The sequence below is a fragment of the Peribacillus sp. NPDC097284 genome, from assembly GCF_044761765.1.
Taxonomy (GTDB): Bacteria; Bacillota; Bacilli; order Bacillales; family DSM-1321; genus Peribacillus.
Genome location: NZ_JBIWCZ010000001.1, coordinates 152,577 through 172,446, shown reverse-complemented (window position 1 = coordinate 172,446; position 19,870 = coordinate 152,577). Strand labels below are relative to the sequence as shown.

The window sequence follows — 19,870 nt, the reverse complement described above, 5'->3', positions numbered from 1 at the left end:
GCTTTTTTCTATGTAAAGATTAACTGGGACTATAAGTCTGCAGTAAAGGCTGGTTCCCTTTATATCCGATTCTGTCGGAAGGAGACATTATATGAGCGACCAACAATATTTAAGTGTGTCGGCTTTAACAAAATATATAAAACGAAAGTTCGATGTGGATCCGCATTTGCAAAATGCATACATAAAAGGGGAAATATCCAATTTCAAACAGCATACAAGCGGGCATATGTACTTTACTTTAAAAGACGAGAAAGCCCGTTTGCTGGCTGTCATGTTTGCGGCTAACAACAAAGGGATGAAATTCACACCTGAAAATGGGATGAAGGTACTTGTAAGGGGAGATATATCCCTATACGAAGCCAGTGGACAGTATCAGCTTTATGTGAAAAGCATGGCTCCTGACGGTGTGGGGGATCTATACATTGCATATGAACAGTTAAAGAAAAAACTGGAAGAAGCAGGATTATTCCTGGCTAAACATAAGAAAGCGATTCCGCAATACCCCAAATCGGTGGGGGTCATTACATCACCGACTGGGGCAGCTTTAAGGGATATTATAACGACCATCAAGCGGCGTTATCCCATTACTAAAATCATTGTTTATCCAGCTCTTGTACAAGGAAATAATGCTGCTAAATCGATTGCACAGGCGATTTCACTGGCCAATGCAAGAGCAGAATCCGATGTGCTGATAGTTGGGAGGGGCGGTGGTTCCATCGAGGAACTTTGGGCCTTCAATGAAGAGATAGTAGCTGAGTCGATATATGATTCGGATATTCCCATTATCTCAGCAGTGGGGCATGAAACGGATTTCACGATTGCTGACTTTGTTGCTGACATGCGTGCGCCGACTCCTACGGGGGCAGCAGAGCTTGCAGTGCCTCACCTGAATGAAATATTGGAAAGGTTGATGAATCGCAAGAATCGTTTGACACGTTCCATCCAGGAGCAAGTGAATGCCAATCGTACACATTTGAGTAGGCTTGAAAGGTCTTACGCATTCCGTTACCCTCATAAAATGTACGAACAAAAACTTGAACAGTTGGATAGGGCAACAGAGAGGTTAGGGAAAACCAGTACGCGATATTTCCTGAAGAAAAGGGATGAATTGAATCAGATGACTGAAGTTCTGAATAAACAGCATCCTGAGCAATTGGTCAGGACTTCAAAGGAAAGCCTGCAGCAGTACGAAAAAGCGCTGCGTAAGACTATGGAAGCCATCTATCGTCAAAAATCACAGCGATTCGTTTCAATGACTGCCACTCTATCGGCCCTAAGCCCACTGAAGATCATGGAGCGGGGCTATGGGTTAGTCTTTACTGAAGATGAGACGTTAATTAAAAGCACACAGCAAGTATCCACTGGAGATAAGATAGCTGTTTCGATAAAAGACGGAACACTTGAATGTGAGATAACCGAAATAAAGGAGCGGATTGAGCCATGACTAACAAAAAGGATATTACATTTGAAGAAGCGATGGAGAACCTCGAGAAAATTGTAGAACAGTTGGAAGAAGGAGATGTACCATTGGAAAAAGCCATTTCCATTTATAAACAAGGAATGGATTTATCCAGACTATGCCATACCAAGTTGAAAACTGTCGAGGATCAATTAACGCAAATTTTACGCGAAGATGGAGAACTGGAAAACTTTGCGGTTCAGGAGGAAGAATAATATGAGTACGGCAACGTTCGAAACTTTTTCGAAAGAGTATAAAGCGTTAATAGAGAAAGAAGTCGTTGAATATGTGAAGAAATTGAACGCTCCAGAAAGTGTCAAAGAAGCTATGGCCTATTCCTTGGAGGCAGGCGGAAAACGCATCCGTCCTTTATTGGTCTTCTCGGTATTGTCGGCATTCGGAAAAGATTTGAGGTTGGGGATTCCGGCTGCAGCGGCAATTGAAATGATTCATACGTATTCTTTGATTCATGATGACCTGCCAGCGATGGATGATGATGATCTCCGACGCGGAAAACCGACGAATCATAAAGTTTTCGGTGAAGCGGTGGCCGTACTCGCGGGTGATGCCTTACTTACATATAGCTTCCAATTGGTGGCTGAAATGTCTGATCCCGAAGTGAGTGCGGAGATGAAGTTGGATTTAGTAACTGAAATTGCAAAATCCGCCGGTGCAGAAGGAATGGTTGGAGGACAAGTAGCAGATATGGAAGGCGAAGAAAAGCAGTTGACCCTTAGTGAAATGGAGTATATTCATGAACATAAAACGGGGAAACTATTGGCGGCAAGCATCCTTTCAGGTGCCATCTTAGCTGGAGCCGATGCCAATCAACGTCAGCATCTCCGCGATTTTGCTTATCACTTGGGACTTGCTTTTCAAATCCGGGATGATATCCTGGATATTGAAGGTTCGGTCGAGCTTATTGGTAAGCCTGTCGGCAGTGACGCGGCGAACCACAAAAGCACCTATCCTTCCCTGCTGACGCTACAGGGAGCCAAGGACAAGTTGAATCATCATATCCAATTGGCGCATGCTTCCTTAGCGGAAACGAAATTACAAACGGGCCTATTGAATGAATTAACGGATCTAATAGCGAATCGAGATCATTGAGCATTACCAAATTTGTTATCAAACAAAGTTTTATGGTATACTCATTGTGAAAATTTATGCAACAGAAAATGAATTCATAAATGACGATACGTGATAAAATAGGTATATAAAGCCGCCGAAATCACCTGGGTGTTGGCGGCTATTTTTTAACTTAAAAAGAATTTTTCGGTCAAGCCTTCTATAATAGTCGCTTTTGAGGCTCTGATTATGCTTACAACCGGAAATGACAGAAAGTGAGTGGTCCTGTTTGGATCTTCTATCTATAAAAGACCCTTCATTTTTGAAGAAAATGAATAATGAAGAGCTTGTCGAATTAAGTGTGGATATTCGTAAATTCCTCGTGGAAAAATTATCTGTAACTGGTGGGCATATCGGTCCCAATTTAGGCGTGGTCGAGTTGACAATCGCGCTTCATAAAGAATTTGATAGTCCGAATGATAAAATTTTATGGGATGTAGGTCATCAATCTTATGTTCATAAAATCTTAACAGGAAGAGCCGGAGAGTTTAATACGTTAAAGAAATACAAAGGGCTTTGTGGTTTTCCAAAAATGATTGAAAGCCCTCATGATGTATGGGAAACGGGACACAGCTCGACCTCTCTTTCCGCTGCCATGGGGATGGCTGCAGCCCGTGATATCAAAGGTGAAAAGAGTTTTATCCTACCAGTGATTGGGGATGGCGCCCTTACAGGTGGAATGGCTCTTGAAGCCTTGAATCATATCGGTGATGAGAAAAAGGACATGATCGTTATATTGAATGATAATGAAATGTCCATTGCCCCTAATGTAGGCGCCTTGCACTCGGTACTGGGAAGATTAAGGACAGCAGGAAAATACAACTGGGCAAAAGACGAGTTGGAAATGTTCTTGAAAAAGATTCCCGCAGTCGGTGGCAAACTAGCAGCAACGGCCGAACGCTTGAAAGACAGTATGAAATACCTGTTGGTGTCCGGCATGTTTTTCGAGGAGTTAGGTTTTACCTATCTTGGACCAGTAGATGGCCATAATTATGAAGAACTGTTAGATAACTTGAGGTTTGCCAAGAAAACTAAGGGTCCTGTTCTATTGCATGTAATTACCAAAAAAGGAAAAGGGTACTCACCTGCTGAGCTTGATACGACAGGCAATTGGCATGGAACAGGCCCATACAAAATTGAAACGGGTGACTTCGTTAAATCACCTAGTAAAGGGCCGGCTTGGAGTGCGTTAGTAAGTGAAACGGTACGCAAGCTTGCACGAAATGACGAACGTATCGTCGCGATAACTCCTGCGATGCCCGTTGGATCGAAGTTAGTCGGTTTTGCGAATGAATTTCCTGAGCGTTTTTATGATGTTGGAATTGCTGAGCAGCATGCCGCTACTTTCGCAGCCGGGTTGGCAACCCAGAAAATGAAACCGTTTTTGGCGATTTACTCAACCTTCTTGCAAAGAGCGTATGATCAGGTGGTACATGATATCTGCCGTCAAAACTTGAATGTCTTTATTGGCATTGACCGTGCCGGTCTTGTCGGTTCTGATGGGGAAACGCATCAAGGTGTGTTCGATATCGCGTTCCTACGCCATGTTCCTAATATGGTATTGATGATGCCTAAAGATGAAAATGAAGGTCAGCATATGGTCAATACAGCCATTAATTATGATGATGGTCCCATAGCCATGCGTTTTCCGCGCGGAAATGGACAGGGGGTCGTCATGGATACAGAATTACAACAAATCCCGATTGGTTCATGGGAAGTATTGAAAGAAGGATCGGACGTTGCCATTTTAACATTTGGGACAACTATTCCGATGGCTCTTGAAGCAGCAGCCCAACTTGAAAAAGAGGACTACTCTGTAAAGGTTATCAATGCTCGTTTCATAAAGCCTCTTGATGAAAAGATGCTTAGCAGCTTACTTGGCGAGAAAATGCCAATATTGACAATTGAAGAAGCCATTCTTCAAGGTGGATTCGGTAGTTCAGTACTTGAATATGCACATGACCAAGGGTTCTACGGGGCAATCATTGACCGAATGGGCATACCAGATTACTTCGTTGAACACGGTAGTGTGGACGAGTTACTGGAAGAAATCGGCCTAACAACGGATACGGTTAAGAAAAAGATTAAAATGATAACGCCAAAAAAAGAAAAAAGGGCCTGACAATATGAAAGTAGCGAAAGAAAGATTAGATGTTTTATTAGTAGAACAAGGATTGGCCGAAACACGTGAAAAAGCAAAGCGTATGGTGATGGCTGGGCTTGTCTATGCAAATGAAGAAAGATATGAAAAACCAGGGGAAAAAGTGCCGGTTGATCTTGAATTGACGATAAAAGGGAAAGTGATGCCTTATGTATCAAGAGGTGGTCTGAAACTTGAGAAGGCATTGAAAGAATTTGATTTACACGTCGATGGAAAGATCCTTCTGGATATCGGCTCATCCACTGGGGGCTTTACCGATTGTGCTTTACAGAATGGCGCCATCATGTCTTATGCTCTTGATGTTGGCTATAATCAACTTGCATGGAAGCTAAGACAAGATGAGCGGGTTAAGGTCATGGAACGGACTAATTTCCGCTATGTCACACCTGCTGATTTAGATGGACAGATGCCTAACTTTGCAAGCATTGATGTATCTTTCATCTCGCTCACTTTGATTTTACCTGTGTTAAAAACCTTGCTTGTTCCAAAAAGCGACGTCGTGGCACTTGTAAAACCTCAATTTGAAGCGGGGAAGGGTCAAGTTGGCAAAAAAGGGATTGTCCGTGAGCCTAAAATTCATAAAGAAGTGTTGAACAAGATTATTTCCTTTGCACAAATGGAAGGATACGATATTAAAGATGCTTCCTTCTCTCCTATTACTGGTGGGGACGGCAACATAGAATTTCTGCTCCATTTATTTTGGGAGGGCCCAAAAGAAGTGGGAGATATGCTACTATCCAAAACGGTGGATGATATCGTTGGGGAAGCTCATGCCCAATTTAAAAAAGAATAGATAAGTCTTCGTATGGCTCCTTTGGCTGAATGGTTAGCTAAAGGAGCTTTTTTTCTTGAAATGGTTCATGTTCATGCACCAAGGTTTAGAAAAGTATGCAAAGAAAGTTTTAGTACAAAATAAGGGATAAGAAATGTATATTAGAGAAAAAAGTTGTACAATTGTATAAAAATCCGCTAACATTAATATTAGCCTCTTTCTTCGACGGTTTTCTTGTGTGTTAGGGACGTTTGTGAGGATTAGGAAAAGTAAAGCAATTACATATGGTCAGCTTGCTAAAGTTAGGGCAACGATGATAATTAAAATGAGCAACAGTTGAGAGGTGCTTCTACTTATGAATAAAGGACAGCGTCATATAAAAATAAGGGAAATAATTACGAATAATGATATTGAGACACAGGACGATTTAGTGGAAGAACTTAAAAATGCGGGGTATAACGTTACACAAGCAACTGTTTCAAGAGACATTAAGGAACTTCACCTTGTAAAGATACCGTTATCTGACGGCAGGTATAAATACAGCTTACCGGCTGACCAACGTTTTAATCCATTACAGAAATTAAAAAGAATGCTGGTTGATGCTTTTGTTCGCATTGATGCTGCAAATAATTTGCTAGTCATGAAGATGTTACCAGGCAATGCCCAAGCAATTTGTGCACTGATAGATAATTTGAATTGGCAAGAAATACTCGGAACCATCGGCGGTGATGATACATGTTTAATTATTTGCCGTTCCGAAGAAGACGCAAAGATCATTTCCGGCAAATTCTTGGACATGCTCTAATATTTTGAAGAGGTGATCTAGATTGTTAACAGAACTTTCGATTAGGAATTTTGCGATCATTGATAGCCTGTCCGTCTCTTTTGAAACAGGATTGACGGTATTAACGGGGGAAACAGGGGCAGGTAAATCCATTATCATTGATGCCGTGCATCTATTGGTTGGAGGGCGTGGTTCGGCAGAATTCATACGCCATGGTGAATCGAAGGCTGAGATAGAAGGCCTATTTCAAATAGAAGATGATACCCATCCGGTATTTGTTAAGGCGAAAGAATTTGGCATCGATATGAACGATGGAATGGCTATCCTGCGAAGGGATATTTCACTGAGTGGTAAAAGTGTATGCAGGGTCAATGGAAAATTGGTTACGATCGCGATATTGCGAGAGATAGGGCGGACATTAATCGATATTCATGGTCAGCATGAACATCAGGAATTAATGGATGAACGACTTCATCTTCCATTGCTGGACCAGTTTGGCGGGGAAAAAATCGCGGCCGCACTTGCTGAATACCAAAAGCTATATAAGAATTATGAAATGACATCCAAGCAGTTAAATAATTTGAGCCAGAACGAACAGCAAATGGTCCATCGATTAGATTTGATCCAGTTTCAGGCCGATGAAATCCAAAACGCGGAGTTGAAGCTTCATGAAGATGAAGAGTTGATGGAAGAACGAAAAAGGATTAACAATTTCGAGAAGATTCATGAGGCCCTCCAGACAAGTTATAATGCCTTAAATGGAGAGCAACATGCCGTGGATTGGCTTTCAGTTGCCATGAGTAATATGGAGGAAGCGGCCAACTTGGATGAAGCACTGAAAAAAAGCTCCGAAACCGTCTCAAATAGTTATTTCCTGCTTGAGGAAGCGGTTTCTACTATTAGAGATCAATTGGATTCCTTGGATTACGATACTGAACGGGTGGAGTTCATCGAAAGCCGCCTAAATGAAATTAACCAATTGAAGCGCAAATATGGGCGCAGCATCGAAGAGATTTTAGAGTATGGTGCAGGTATTGAAGAAGAAATCGAAAAGCTTCAAAATCGGGAAAGTCATATCTTAAAACTGGAAAAGGAACTTAAATCAATAAAGGCGGATTTGATTATTGAAGCGAAAAATCTGTCTGAGCTCCGACAAACATTCGCCCAGCAATTAACGAAGAGCATTCATCAGGAATTAAAGGATCTATATATGGAAAAGACCATATTCGAACCACATTTTCATCAAACGGCCTATACTTTTGATGAGCTATCAGAACGTGGGATTAATCAATCTGGTCTCGATCACATGGAATTTTATATATCCACCAATCCTGGTGAACCTTTAAAACCATTGTCAAAGATTGCATCTGGAGGAGAGTTGTCCCGGATTATGTTGGCGATGAAAAGTATTTTCTCCAAGCACCAAGGGATTACCTCCATCATTTTTGATGAGGTAGACACAGGTGTAAGTGGCCGGGTGGCTCAATCCATTGCCGAAAAAATTTACAAAGTGGCCACGGGTTCCCAAGTGCTTTGCATTTCTCATTTACCTCAGGTTGCCGCGATGGCGGATACTCATCTATTCATCGCCAAGAATGTGAAGGCAGGTCGTACCAACACTTCGGTGAAGCCTCTGGTAGAAACCGAAAAAATCCGAGAAATTGGCCGGATGATATCCGGTGTCGAGATAACGGATTTAACCAAACAGCATGCCAATGAATTGATTCAGCTTGCTAAAAAGATGAAAATCACTTCATGATGTTTCTAAGTAAGAAGGTATCATAAGCATTCATTGTAAAGCTATCCAAAAACGGATAGCTTTTATTTTGTCCAGCTGTTATAAATGATTGTCATGAGGGCTAAATTAAAGGGGTAGCCATAAAGTTTTAGAGAGCGAGGAGAGTGAATGGATTGAAATTAGTATGGATCAACAGAATCATCGGTGGAATTCTCCTTGTTTCGCTATTAACATTAGGGTTATACCAGCCATTTCGTGAATATTTTTTAATTCCAAATCAGCTTGTACTCTTTGAGGGTAGTCACTATAGTATTTCCAAGTCATTACCTGTTTCAGCAAAAGCTTCATATTCAAGTCAAGGAATTTCGGTCCATGATGAGAAAGCCTCCATTACACTAGGTGCCGAAAAGCCAGGTACGAACGAAGTGTTGCTTGATGTGGCGGGCTTACCTGCCAAGAAGGTTGATATAAGAGTGCTGAAAGATTTTAAAGTCATCCCCGGTGGGCAGTCCATAGGGGTTAAACTTAACACGTTGGGTGTGCTCGTGGTCGGTCATCATCTTGTTGATACACCTCAAGGAAAAAAATCCCCTGGTGAAAAAGCAAAAGTGGAAGTCGGGGACATCATTACGGAAATCAATGGCCAAACCATAAAAAAGATGGGCGACGTCACTCCTTTTGTCCAGCAGGCAGGTGAAAAGGGAGAACCGTTGAAGATCGTGATCAATCGTGATAATGAAGTGCTTCACAGTTCGCTCATGCCTCTAAAAGATAAAAATGAAGGAATCTTCAAATTAGGTCTGTATATCCGTGATTCAGCAGCGGGTATCGGGACGATGACATTTTATCACCCGGATACGAAAAAGTATGGAGCATTGGGACATGTCATATCGGATATGGATACAAAAAAACCAATCGTCGTGAAAGATGGGCAGATTGTACAATCAATGGTCACTTCCATCGAAAAGGGGAGTAATGGGGACCCAGGAGAAAAATTGGCGCGTTTTTCGGCTAACAGAGAAAAAATAGGTAACATTAATCGTAATAGTCCTTTTGGGATTTTTGGGAAACTAAATCAAGATTTCAAAAATGGTGTTATGGATAAGGCATTACCCATCACCCTTTCTCACCAGGTGAAGGAAGGGCCAGCCAAAATTCTTACGGTGGTGGATGGTTCAGAAGTAGAAGCCTTTGATGTGGAAATAGTCAGCTCCATTCCACAAAAGTTTCCTGCAATTAAAGGAATGGTTTTAAAAGTGACTGATAAAGAATTACTCAAAAAAACGGGCGGGATCGTTCAAGGAATGAGCGGCAGCCCAATCATACAAAATGGTAAATTAATCGGTGCCGTTACCCATGTATTTGTCAATGATCCTACAAGCGGGTATGGAGTTCATATTGAATGGATGCTAAACGAAGCCGGTATCAATATATATGACAAAGAGGATTATGAGAAAGCAAGCTAACCATCGAAGGTATCCAACTGGATACCTTTTTTTACTTGGTTCAATATCAATGGCAACTAAAATGATTTATCTTGGAAAAGAGGTTTTTTGAAAGAATTGTGCTAAAATGAAAATAAATGAAGATTTTTCGACAAAGCAGTTCTTCAGGTAGCAAACGAAGTCGAAAACAAGAGATATCCGGAGAATAATATTGAATTCCTTTTATTTTTTCGAAAATAAAAGGAATTTAGTTTCCATTGTCGAAAAGTTCAATTACAATAGAATTTAGTCATATAGAAAAAAGACCATTGTAGTTGAGGAGGAAATCAAGAGTGAAAAAAATCAAGGTATGCGTGGTAGATGATAATAGAGAGCTGGTTGGTCTTCTGGAAGAATACATTTCTGCACAAGATGACATGGAAGTAATCGGTGTTGCACATAATGGTCAAGATTGCATGGGGATGCTAGAAAGCGTTGATCCGGATATTTTGATTCTTGACATTATTATGCCTCATTTAGACGGATTAGGGGTATTGGAAAAACTTCGTGAAGTTAAACGGGGAAACATGCCTAATGTAATTATGCTTACTGCATTCGGTCAAGAAGATGTTACGAAGAAGGCTGTGGACTTAGGCGCTTCATATTTCATCCTGAAACCTTTCGATATGGAGAACTTGTCCAACCATATACGTCAAGTGAGCAACAAAGGACAGTCGGTTCTAAAGAACCATAGTCAGTTTAGTTACCGTCCTCAAAATGAGTCAAAACCGAAAAACCTTGATGCAAGTATCACAAGCATTATCCACGAAATTGGAGTGCCGGCACACATTAAGGGTTATCTATATTTAAGGGAAGCCATTTCAATGGTTTATAATGATATTGAGTTATTGGGATCCATAACAAAAGTGCTGTATCCGGATATCGCGAAAAAATATAATACAACGGCTAGCCGGGTTGAACGTGCCATCCGTCATGCCATAGAAGTGGCATGGAGTCGTGGGAATATCGAATCGATTTCGTCTTTATTTGGTTATACCGTCAGCATGACAAAGGCGAAACCTACGAATTCGGAATTCATTGCGATGGTCGCAGATAAGCTACGTCTTGAACACAAAGCTTCTTGACAGGGTTAGGGGCTACGGATTGTTTTTAAAGAACAACTGACCATAAAGAGGCTAGAGCCGCTAAATAAAATATAGTAGAACTCGTGGCGCTTTTAAGTTGATAAGGTGTAGTTGCCTTTTTTAGGCAAGTATGAGTAAGTCCATGAGTTTTTTATATTAAACGCCTTTTATTTATTGGATTATTCCTGAAGAATCCAATAAATAAAAGGCGTTTTTGTTTGGATATAGGGCTTCATATAGGATGAGTTTTTGCAAATATCAAATTACTTAGTGAAATATGTATGTTTTTAGATTTTTTTATAGATTGTGGCTTATAATTATAGGTATATATTCGTAGGCACGAGGAGGAAAGTTTGTGATTTATGAAGAAAATCAATATTTCATCTTGGAAATGGAAGAAGAAATAGTATATATGACCGTTTTTCAAAAAGGTTTTTCCATTCTGCAAATGAATCCAATCCTGAATAAATATCCACAAATCTCACTGGATAATTTTAAAGATTTAAAGGATGCACTTATACAGGCTAGCGGGGAAAAAATCAAAGTGGGTAAACAAAAACCACTCTTGGAGTGGAAGATAGCGGAAGACAAGCTGACAGCAAGTGTAAAGATTAAGTGTTCTGCGGATTATTTGATGAATCACCAGTCAGAAATAGTGGGGATGATTTTACAGGATCTACAACGTGAGAATATTTCAGAAGGAATCTTAATGCATGTCTTGCAAAATCAGTTACAAGTGAAAGAATCAATTGTTGTGGCTAAAGGCATTGAGCCGGTTCATGGAACGGATGCTGTGGTCACCTATTACAAAAGGTCGGATAGAAAGCCTGTGATACGGGAGGATGGAAAGGCCGATTATTACGATATGAATTTCCTTGATGAAGTAAAAAAGGGAGAGTGGCTTGGTGAAAAGACCCCTCCTACAGAAGGGACGATGGGAAGGTCCATTACAGGGGACTTTGTTCTCGCACAGAAGGGGAAAAATAAAAAGCTTCAATATGACCAAAAAACTGTGGAGGCAATTGAAAGTGAAGGTAAAATCGTTCTCAGGGCCATGACAGATGGAGTGGTGGAGTTCAAAGGCGGGAAAATCAGTGTAGGAAATCACCTTGTCATTGAGGGGGATGTCGGAATCGAAACAGGTAATATCGAATTCGAAGGAAGCGTTACCATAAAAGGATCGGTTCTTGACAATTTTTCGGTAACGGCTACCAAGGATATATCCATTTTAAGTGAGCTGGGGATAAGTAATGTAAAAGGAATTTATTCGAAAAAGGGGGATGTATTCATTAAAGGCGGTATTTTTGGAAAAGGGGTTTCCGAAATCTCTGCAGGTAGAAATATTTACGTAAAGCATGCTAATGAAAGCCATTTACATGCAGGGGAAAGCATACATATCGGATATTATTCGCTTGGAAGTTTTCTGAAAGCAAAAAATATCTATACAGATGAAAAGAAAGGAAAATTGATTGGGGGCGTTATTGAAGCTCATGGAAAAGTCAGGGCTGCCGTCATCGGGAATAGAATGGAACGGAAGACTATCGTAAATGTACAGGGCTTTAATCGTATGAATTTAAAAGAGGAATTGAATGAAACTTTACTCCGTTATAAGGCAAAGGTTCAAGAGCTGGAATTAATGAAGGAAAAGCTGGAGGTCTATGAAATGTTCGTCGGACAATTGAATGTTTCGCAAAATTATCAATATGAACATACCAAAGAACAGCTTGAACGCTTGAATGGTGAGATTTTTCAAATCGATGAAAAACGTAAATCATTGATGGATACACTTGAATCCAAGGGGGATGGGGAAATTACCATCGGGCAAATGGCATTTCCTGATACTCGACTGCAAATTAAAAGCATGGAGAAAAAATTGAACGACTTAACAAAAGGAACGTTCTATGCGGAAAATAATTATTTGCATTTTGATTAATCTTAAATTAATATCCGACTGCGCCTTTTCATAAAATTGAAGATCTACTGAAATTTTTGTGGGGGGCAGTTTTTATGACGTTAATTTTCGCACACCGAGGATCGGCAGGAACCCATCCTGAAAATACGATGGTGGCTTTCCGAGAGGCTGCTCGTGTTGGAGCGGAGGGAATTGAAATGGATGTGCAGCTTTCAAAGGATGGCGAAGTAGTCGTTATTCACGACGAAAAGCTTGATCGAACCACAGGTGTCTCTGGCTTTGTGAAAGACAGGACATTAAGAGAGTTGCAAACCTTGAATGCGGCTTCATCCTATGCGGGTAAAGGGTGTGAAGAGCGAATTCCTACGCTTGATGGACTGTTGAAGTGGTTGTACCATACCCATCTCTTTTGCATTATTGAGTTGAAGAACACCTTTTTTATGTATCCGGGACTAGAAGCAAAGGTCATTAGGCTCATCCGGGCGTATGAGATGGAAGAACGAATCATTATTTCTTCCTTTAATCATTATAGTCTGGTTTTTTGCCATCAGTTGGCACCAGAAATAGAAACTGCACCATTGTACCGGGAATTTATGTATATGCCCTGGGTATATGCACGTGCGATTGGTGGAAGTGCGATACATCCTAGTATCCAATCAGCCCCAGACTCGATCATTCAATCTTCCATGGACGATGGGATCCTGGTTCGGCCCTATACCGTTAATAAAGAAGAAGATATGAAGCGGTTATTCAAATTGGGTTGCAGTGCCATCATCACTGATTTTCCGGAAAAAGCAAAAATAGTAAGGGCAAATTATGAAAAGTAAAAAAAACAGGGGGCCATGTGATTCATGCCCCCTTGTTCGACGTGTTTAAAATTTGTTAAATCTACTTTGAACTTTGTCTTTTTTACGATCCCGGTGAAGAATAAACCCTGAGATAAAGGCTATCCCTCCTATCGTTATCAGCAGTCCAATTAAAAATTGGATCCAAAGCATGGGATAGGGAGGTTGGAGAATGCCAAATACCATATCCCGCATTATCTTAATTCCGTACGCGGCAAATGCTCCCGGGATAAAAAGGATGGAAAAAGCGATTAAACGTTTCATGTGTCAAGTCCCTTCCAGAAATTCCATATAAAAAATGATAAAGGATAATATATTTTTGTCAAGTATGGGTAATTGAGAAAATCATTGGAATGTGTGAACGGTCATTTTGGAATCAATATGGTAAAATCAAAGATATCATAGGCGGGAACTTACTATCGAATAAGGAGGAAGTCATGCAAAAGGTGATGATCGTTGGTGGAGGAAAAGGGGGCAGTGCTGTATTGGAGCTCCTACTGGAAAGCAAAACCCTTTTCATTGATTGTATGGCTGATACGAATGAGGCTGCTGAAGGGATCCTGGCTGCAAAGGCACGAAAAATTTGTACAGTATCAAATTGGGAAAGTGCGATGGATAGGGAATTGGATATCATTATTGATACAACCGGTGACCCTGCTGTTTTTAAGGAGATAAAAAAGAAGACGGGACAGCAAACGATACTGGTTCCTGGTAGTGTAGCCCATATTCTTGTTAAACTCATCGAAGAGAAAAATCATCTGATTAATAAGTTGGAAAATTCATCCTCCATAATGGACTTGATATTGAATGCAGCGAGTGAGGGCATGTTAGTGATCAATAAGGACGGCTATGTCACCTTATTCAATCATAATGCTGAACGAATAACCAATACAAAACGGGAAACGGTAATTGGCCGACATATCCTCGATCTTGTTCCTTCCAGTGGGTTATTAAGGGTGATGGAGACGAGGGAACGAGAAGAAAACCAACATATATCCACCAGTAAATCGGGTATGGATTTCATTACGTCCAGGATTCCCTTGGTAAGTCACGAAAATGAAATGATAGGCGCATTCTCGCTGTTTAAGAAAAGAACGGAAGCGGAAGCGGTAAAACTAGCTGAACAAATAACGGATTTAAAAGAGATTCAGACCATGCTTGAGGCCATCATTCAGTCTAGTGATGAAGCAATTTCGGTGGTGGACGAACGGGGATATGGTTTATTGATCAATCCAGCCTACTCTAGGATAACAGGATTGACGAAAAATCAAGTAATTGGCAAACCGGCTGCCATTGATATTTATGAAGGGGAAAGCATGCATATGAAGGTCCTTAAGACTAGAAAGCCTGTTCGCGGAGTTAACATGCGTGTTGGTCCTAAACATAAGGAAGTAATTGTGAATGTTGCACCAATCATTGTTGAAGGAGTATTGAAAGGAAGCGTTGGAGTCATTCATGACGTTTCTGAAATTCAATCGTTAACTCATGAATTGAACCGTGCAAGGCAAATCATCCGTACTCTTCAGGCAAAATATTCTTTTGATGATATCATTGGCACTTCGGAAGAGATGAAGTTACCTATCGATCAGGCTAAATTGTCTGCGAGAACCCCTGCTACCGTTCTATTAAGAGGTGAATCAGGAACAGGCAAGGAACTGTTTGCCCATGCTATCCATAATGAAAGTGATCGAAAGTTCAATAAATTCGTCCGTGTTAATTGCGCAGCAATTTCGGAATCTTTGTTGGAAAGTGAGCTATTCGGGTATGAAGAGGGTGCTTTTACGGGAGCAAGAAGAGGCGGAAAAACCGGACTGTTTGAGGAGGCCAACCATGGAAGTATATTTTTGGATGAAATCGGTGAGTTGCCGGCGAGTATCCAGGCTAAATTACTTCGGGTTCTCCAGGAACAAGAACTGATAAGGGTGGGTGGTACCAATCCCATACCTATTAATGTCAGGGTGATCGCTGCAACCAACATTAACCTTGAACAAGCCATAGTAAAAGGGACATTCCGTGAAGATCTTTATTTCCGTTTGAACCGGATGCCCATTTTCATCGCCCCATTGCGGAAGCGAAAGGGAGATATAAAAGAACTGGCAGAACATTTGATTCACAAGATCAACCAGGAATACGGGCGAAGCATCGAAGGAATTACAGATGAAGCAATTCATAAAATGCAAATGTATAATTGGCCAGGTAATGTTCGGGAACTGGAAAATATCCTGGGTAGAGCAATTATCTTCATGAAGTTAACCGAGACCATCATGGATGTCCAACACATTCCGGACTTTATTGAAGATAACATTCCTTTAATACAAGAGAAATCATTAAGAAATGAAGCGTACGTATCGGGAGAAACGCTCATGGAAATAATGGACAGGTATGAAGCGAAGGTTATTCAAGAGGCGATATATACGTATAAGGGGAACAAAACCCTTACAGCAAAGGCGCTTGGCATTTCAGTCAGAAGTTTATATTACAAAATGGAGAAAATGGGAGTGTGAAAAAAAATGCATGCAAATAATTGCATAGTGTGCAAAAAAATGCACGTTCTTGGCGTTTATTATTCTTCGATAAGCAGATGGAATGTATTAAATTAAAAAACTTATAGGATTGGATTTCTCTTCTGCTTCCACGTTTTACATCAATTCCCACTCCCTTTTCACAGGAATATATCCACCATATTTATTTTGTTGGCATGTAATTTGCATGTTATTGAATGGAATATGGATTTTTTGGGTAACAAATCGCGAAATGCGCACTATCATATAGGCAAGAGAACACTAATTAACAATTTGACTTTAACCTTTATATGTCAGAAAAGAATGAGGATAAAGGATGGGCCTCTCTTTTTTGGCAACTTTGAAAACATCTGAGGGGGATTCCATTATGGAAATTTTCAACTATTTAGAACGATATGACTATGAGCAGCTATTATTTTGTCAAGATAAACAATCAGGTTTAAAAGCGATCATCGCGATACATGATACGACACTTGGCCCAGCCCTTGGTGGTACTCGCATGTGGACATATGCTTCAGAAGAAGAAGCCATAGAAGATGCGCTAAGACTTTCAAAAGGAATGACTTATAAAAACGCGGCAGCAGGCTTGAATCTAGGTGGTGGAAAAACCGTGATTATCGGAGATCCACGTAAAGACAAAAATGAAGAAATGTTTAGGGCATTCGGTAGGTATATCCAGGGATTGAATGGCCGCTATATTACTGCCGAAGATGTCGGAACCACAGTGGAAGATATGGACCTTATTCATGAAGAAACAGATTATGTCACAGGCATTTCACCTGAGTTCGGTTCATCAGGGAACCCTTCGCCGGTCACCGCTTATGGTGTGTACCGGGGCATGAAAGCAGCGGCAAAGGAAGCATTCGGAAGTGATTCCTTGGAAGGAAAGGTGATTGCCGTTCAGGGGGTAGGGAATGTAGCTTATAATCTATGCCGTCACCTGAATGAAGAAGGAGCGAGACTGATTGTCACTGATATTAATAAAGAGAGTGTAAATCGTGCTGTTGAAACATTTGGTGCCAAAGCTGTAAACCCGGATGAGATTTATGGAGTGGACTGTGATATTTATGCACCTTGTGCATTAGGGGCTGTCATAAATGATGGAACAATCGGTAAAATCAAGGCAAAGGTGATTGCAGGCGCGGCCAATAACCAGTTAAAGGAACCGATTCATGGGGACCAAATACATGAAAAAGGAATCATTTATGCACCTGATTATGTCATTAATGCGGGCGGTGTCATTAATGTTGCGGATGAACTGAAAGGGTACAATCGGGAAAGAGCCTTGAAAAAAGTTGAAGGTGTTTATGATAGCATTGAAAGAGTCATTGAAATAGCAAAACGGGATAAAATCCCGACCTATAAAGCAGCTGATAGAATGGCAGAAGAGCGGATTGAAAGAATGAGAAATTCCAGAAGTCAATTTTTACGAGACGAGAAACATATCTTGAACCGACGTAGATGAGTTAAAAAACAACTTGGATTCCTGTGTTATCAGGATGGACATGGGAATTTCCAACAAGGAGGAATGAACATGGCTGAAGAATATGATCTTGTCATTCTTGGCGGAGGAACCGGAGGGTATGTTGCAGCAATAAGGGCGGCACAGCTTGGTTTAAAAACGGCAGTCGTTGAAAAAGAAAAGGTAGGCGGGACATGTTTACATAAAGGCTGTATTCCTTCCAAAGCTTTGCTAAGAAGTGCAGAGGTTTACCAAACGGCTATCAAAAGTGAGGAATTCGGTATTTTCACAGAAAACGTGAATGTGGATTTCAGCAAAGTCCAGGAACGGAAAAACAAGGTGGTCGACCAGCTTTATAGAGGGGTCCAGCACTTGATGAAGCAAGGTAAGATCCACGTTTACGAAGGAATAGGCCGAATACTTGGACCTTCCATCTTTTCACCAATGCCAGGAACAATTTCCGTGGAAATGAATAATGGTAGTGAAAATGAAATGCTGATTCCACAAAATATTATCATTGCTACCGGTTCACGCCCAAAATCATTACCAGGTTTATCGATTGATGGGGATCTTGTCCTTTCTTCCGATGAAGCACTTCAGCTAGACAGCTTGCCAAAATCAATCATTATAGTTGGTGGAGGCGTGATAGGTATTGAATGGGCCTCGATGTTAAATGACTTTGGCGTGGAAGTAACGGTACTAGAATATGCAGATAAAATCATTCCCACAGAAGATCATGAAATTTCGGATGAAATGCTTCGCTTATTGAAGAAAAAAGGCATTACTTTTCATACAGGCGCTAAGGTGTTGCCAGAGACGCTGAAAAAAGATAAATCAGTGTCCATCACTGCAGAAATCAACGGAAAACTCGAGGAGTTCGAGGCAGATAAACTATTGGTTTCCGTTGGAAGAATGGCTAATCTTGAATCGATTGGTTTGGATAATACGGATATCGTCATTGAAAATGGATATATTGTCACCAATGAATTTTTCCAAACGAAAGAGACGCATATGTACGCGATTGGAGATTGCATCGGCGGTTTGCAGTTGGCCCATGTTGCTTCACATGAGGGATTGACGGCAGTTGAACACATGGCAGGAAAAAAACCGGAAAAGATCGACTATTCGCTTATATCGAAATGCATCTACTCCAGTCCAGAAGCAGCAAGCGTCGGCATGACAGAGGAACAGGCCAAAAAAGATGGATATGAATTGAAAATTGGAAAGTTTCCATTCCGGGCTGTCGGTAAAGCCCTTGTTTATGGGGAATCGGATGGATTTGTCAAAATCATCTCGGATAAAAGAACGAATGATATTCTGGGTGTCCACATGATTGGTCCGCATGTTACGGATATGATTTCCGAAGCTGGCCTGGCAAAGGTACTGGATGCCACCCCTTGGGAAGTGGCAAAGACGATTCACCCCCATCCGAGTCTTTCGGAAGCAATCGGAGAGGCAGCTCTCGCAGTGGATGGCCTTGCCATTCACTCATAAAAAAGGAGGAGGTTTTTTGATAATGGTGGAAACACGTCATGAACAATTGGGCTTGAATGATGAAACTGTATTAGATATGTATCGGACCATGCTGCTGTCACGTAGGATGGATGAGCGGATGTGGCTGTTGAACCGTTCAGGGAAAATTCCTTTTGTGATTTCCTGCCAAGGGCAAGAAGCTGCACAGGTTGGAGCTGCATTTGCCTTGGATCGGCAAAAGGATTACGTATTGCCTTATTATCGGGACGTCGGAGTCGTCTTGTCATTTGGAATGACGGCGAAAGAATTGATGCTATCAGGATTTGCCAAAGCCGAGGATCCCAATTCCGGGGGAAGGCAAATGCCAGGTCACTTTGGACAAAAGAAAAACCGGATCGTTACGGGTTCTTCTCCGGTAACTACACAGGTACCACATGCAGTGGGAATTGCCCTTGCAGGGAAAATGGAAGGAAAGGATTTGGTGACATTCGTCACGTTTGGGGAAGGTTCATCCAATCAAGGTGATTTTCATGAAGGGGCCAACTTTGCAGGCGTCCATAAGCTTCCAGTCATCTTTATGTGTGAAAACAACCAATACGCCATATCCGTTCCTATATCCAAACAGCTTTCCTGTGAAAAGGTATCGGACCGGGCAATTGGATACGGCATGCCTGGAATCACGGTGGATGGCAATGATCCGTTGGAGGTATATAAAGCGGTTAAAGAAGCGGCTGATCGCGCTCGTAGAGGAGAAGGCCCCACTTTAGTTGAAACCGTTTCATATAGGCTGACTCCCCATTCAAGTGATGACGATGACCGCAGTTATCGTGAAGCTGAAGAAGTGGCTGAAGCGAAAACAAAAGATTCCATCATGACTTTTGGAGCGTATTTAAAGGAAGCGGGTATCATGGATGAAACCCTTGAAAAACAACTTAATGATGAAGTGATGAAAATAGTGAACGAAGCTACAGATTACGCCGAACATGCTCCATATCCGAAAGCTGAAAGCGCTATGGATCATGTTTACGAACAAAAGTAAGGGGGG

The 19,870-nt window shown here is 41.3% G+C and carries 16 protein-coding genes; 15 read left to right on the top strand and 1 reads right to left on the bottom strand.

Features of this window, described 5'->3' with window-relative positions; genetic code table 11:
* Positions 1-91: 91 nt before the first annotated feature.
* From xseA to ACIQXU_RS00835, 11 genes are all read left to right on the top strand, one after another.
* Entirely contained in the window at positions 92-1,444 is a 1,353-nt protein-coding gene (gene xseA, locus ACIQXU_RS00885; RefSeq protein WP_402986192.1) for an exodeoxyribonuclease VII large subunit, read from the top strand.
* Complete coding sequence (locus tag ACIQXU_RS00880) at positions 1,441-1,674, top strand: exodeoxyribonuclease VII small subunit (protein ID WP_402869405.1); 234 nt, start codon at positions 1,441-1,443, stop codon at positions 1,672-1,674. The genes xseA and ACIQXU_RS00880 overlap by 4 nt, the downstream gene beginning before the upstream one ends.
* 1 nt (position 1,675) lies before the next feature.
* The gene (locus ACIQXU_RS00875; RefSeq protein WP_402869403.1) at positions 1,676-2,569 is read left to right on the top strand and encodes a polyprenyl synthetase family protein; all 894 of its coding nucleotides are present in this window, start codon (positions 1,676-1,678) and stop codon (positions 2,567-2,569) included.
* A 247-nt stretch (positions 2,570-2,816) separates the two neighbouring features.
* Entirely contained in the window at positions 2,817-4,709 is a 1,893-nt protein-coding gene (gene dxs, locus ACIQXU_RS00870) for a 1-deoxy-D-xylulose-5-phosphate synthase (RefSeq protein WP_402869401.1), read from the top strand.
* A 4-nt stretch (positions 4,710-4,713) separates the two neighbouring features.
* Positions 4,714-5,541, top strand: a complete 828-nt coding sequence (locus ACIQXU_RS00865; RefSeq protein WP_402869399.1) for a TlyA family RNA methyltransferase — start codon at positions 4,714-4,716, stop codon at positions 5,539-5,541.
* A 334-nt stretch (positions 5,542-5,875) separates the two neighbouring features.
* Entirely contained in the window at positions 5,876-6,325 is a 450-nt protein-coding gene (ahrC, locus tag ACIQXU_RS00860; protein WP_402869397.1) for a transcriptional regulator AhrC/ArgR, read from the top strand.
* A gap of 22 nt (positions 6,326-6,347) precedes the next feature.
* On the top strand, positions 6,348-8,063 hold the full coding sequence (gene recN / locus ACIQXU_RS00855; protein ID WP_402986190.1) for a DNA repair protein RecN: 1,716 nt from the start codon (positions 6,348-6,350) through the stop codon (positions 8,061-8,063).
* A 143-nt stretch (positions 8,064-8,206) separates the two neighbouring features.
* On the top strand, positions 8,207-9,508 hold the full coding sequence (spoIVB, locus tag ACIQXU_RS00850) for a SpoIVB peptidase (protein ID WP_402986189.1): 1,302 nt from the start codon (positions 8,207-8,209) through the stop codon (positions 9,506-9,508).
* 311 nt (positions 9,509-9,819) lie between these two features.
* Complete coding sequence (spo0A, locus tag ACIQXU_RS00845) at positions 9,820-10,611, top strand: sporulation transcription factor Spo0A (protein WP_402869392.1); 792 nt, start codon at positions 9,820-9,822, stop codon at positions 10,609-10,611.
* A gap of 355 nt (positions 10,612-10,966) precedes the next feature.
* Positions 10,967-12,544, top strand: a complete 1,578-nt coding sequence (locus ACIQXU_RS00840; RefSeq protein ID WP_402986187.1) for a flagellar assembly protein A — start codon at positions 10,967-10,969, stop codon at positions 12,542-12,544.
* Positions 12,545-12,618: 74 nt separating this feature from the next.
* Positions 12,619-13,350, top strand: a complete 732-nt coding sequence (locus tag ACIQXU_RS00835; protein WP_402986185.1) for a glycerophosphodiester phosphodiesterase — start codon at positions 12,619-12,621, stop codon at positions 13,348-13,350.
* A gap of 45 nt (positions 13,351-13,395) precedes the next feature.
* On the opposite strand, the gene ACIQXU_RS00830 is transcribed toward ACIQXU_RS00835, so the two are convergent.
* Entirely contained in the window at positions 13,396-13,632 is a 237-nt protein-coding gene (locus ACIQXU_RS00830; protein WP_402986182.1) for a DUF2627 domain-containing protein, read from the bottom strand.
* A gap of 173 nt (positions 13,633-13,805) precedes the next feature.
* On the opposite strand from ACIQXU_RS00830, the gene ACIQXU_RS00825 reads away from it, so the two are divergent.
* From ACIQXU_RS00825 to ACIQXU_RS00810, 4 genes are all read left to right on the top strand, one after another.
* On the top strand, positions 13,806-15,872 hold the full coding sequence (locus ACIQXU_RS00825; RefSeq protein ID WP_402986179.1) for a sigma 54-interacting transcriptional regulator: 2,067 nt from the start codon (positions 13,806-13,808) through the stop codon (positions 15,870-15,872).
* Positions 15,873-16,257: 385 nt separating this feature from the next.
* A complete protein-coding gene (gene bcd / locus ACIQXU_RS00820; RefSeq protein WP_402869385.1) occupies positions 16,258-17,355 on the top strand; it encodes a branched-chain amino acid dehydrogenase in 1,098 nt (365 codons plus the stop codon).
* A gap of 69 nt (positions 17,356-17,424) precedes the next feature.
* Complete coding sequence (gene lpdA, locus ACIQXU_RS00815; protein WP_402869383.1) at positions 17,425-18,846, top strand: dihydrolipoyl dehydrogenase; 1,422 nt, start codon at positions 17,425-17,427, stop codon at positions 18,844-18,846.
* Between the two features lie 22 nt (positions 18,847-18,868).
* On the top strand, positions 18,869-19,864 hold the full coding sequence (locus tag ACIQXU_RS00810; RefSeq protein WP_402869882.1) for a thiamine pyrophosphate-dependent dehydrogenase E1 component subunit alpha: 996 nt from the start codon (positions 18,869-18,871) through the stop codon (positions 19,862-19,864).
* The last annotated feature ends 6 nt before the right edge of the window (positions 19,865-19,870 follow it).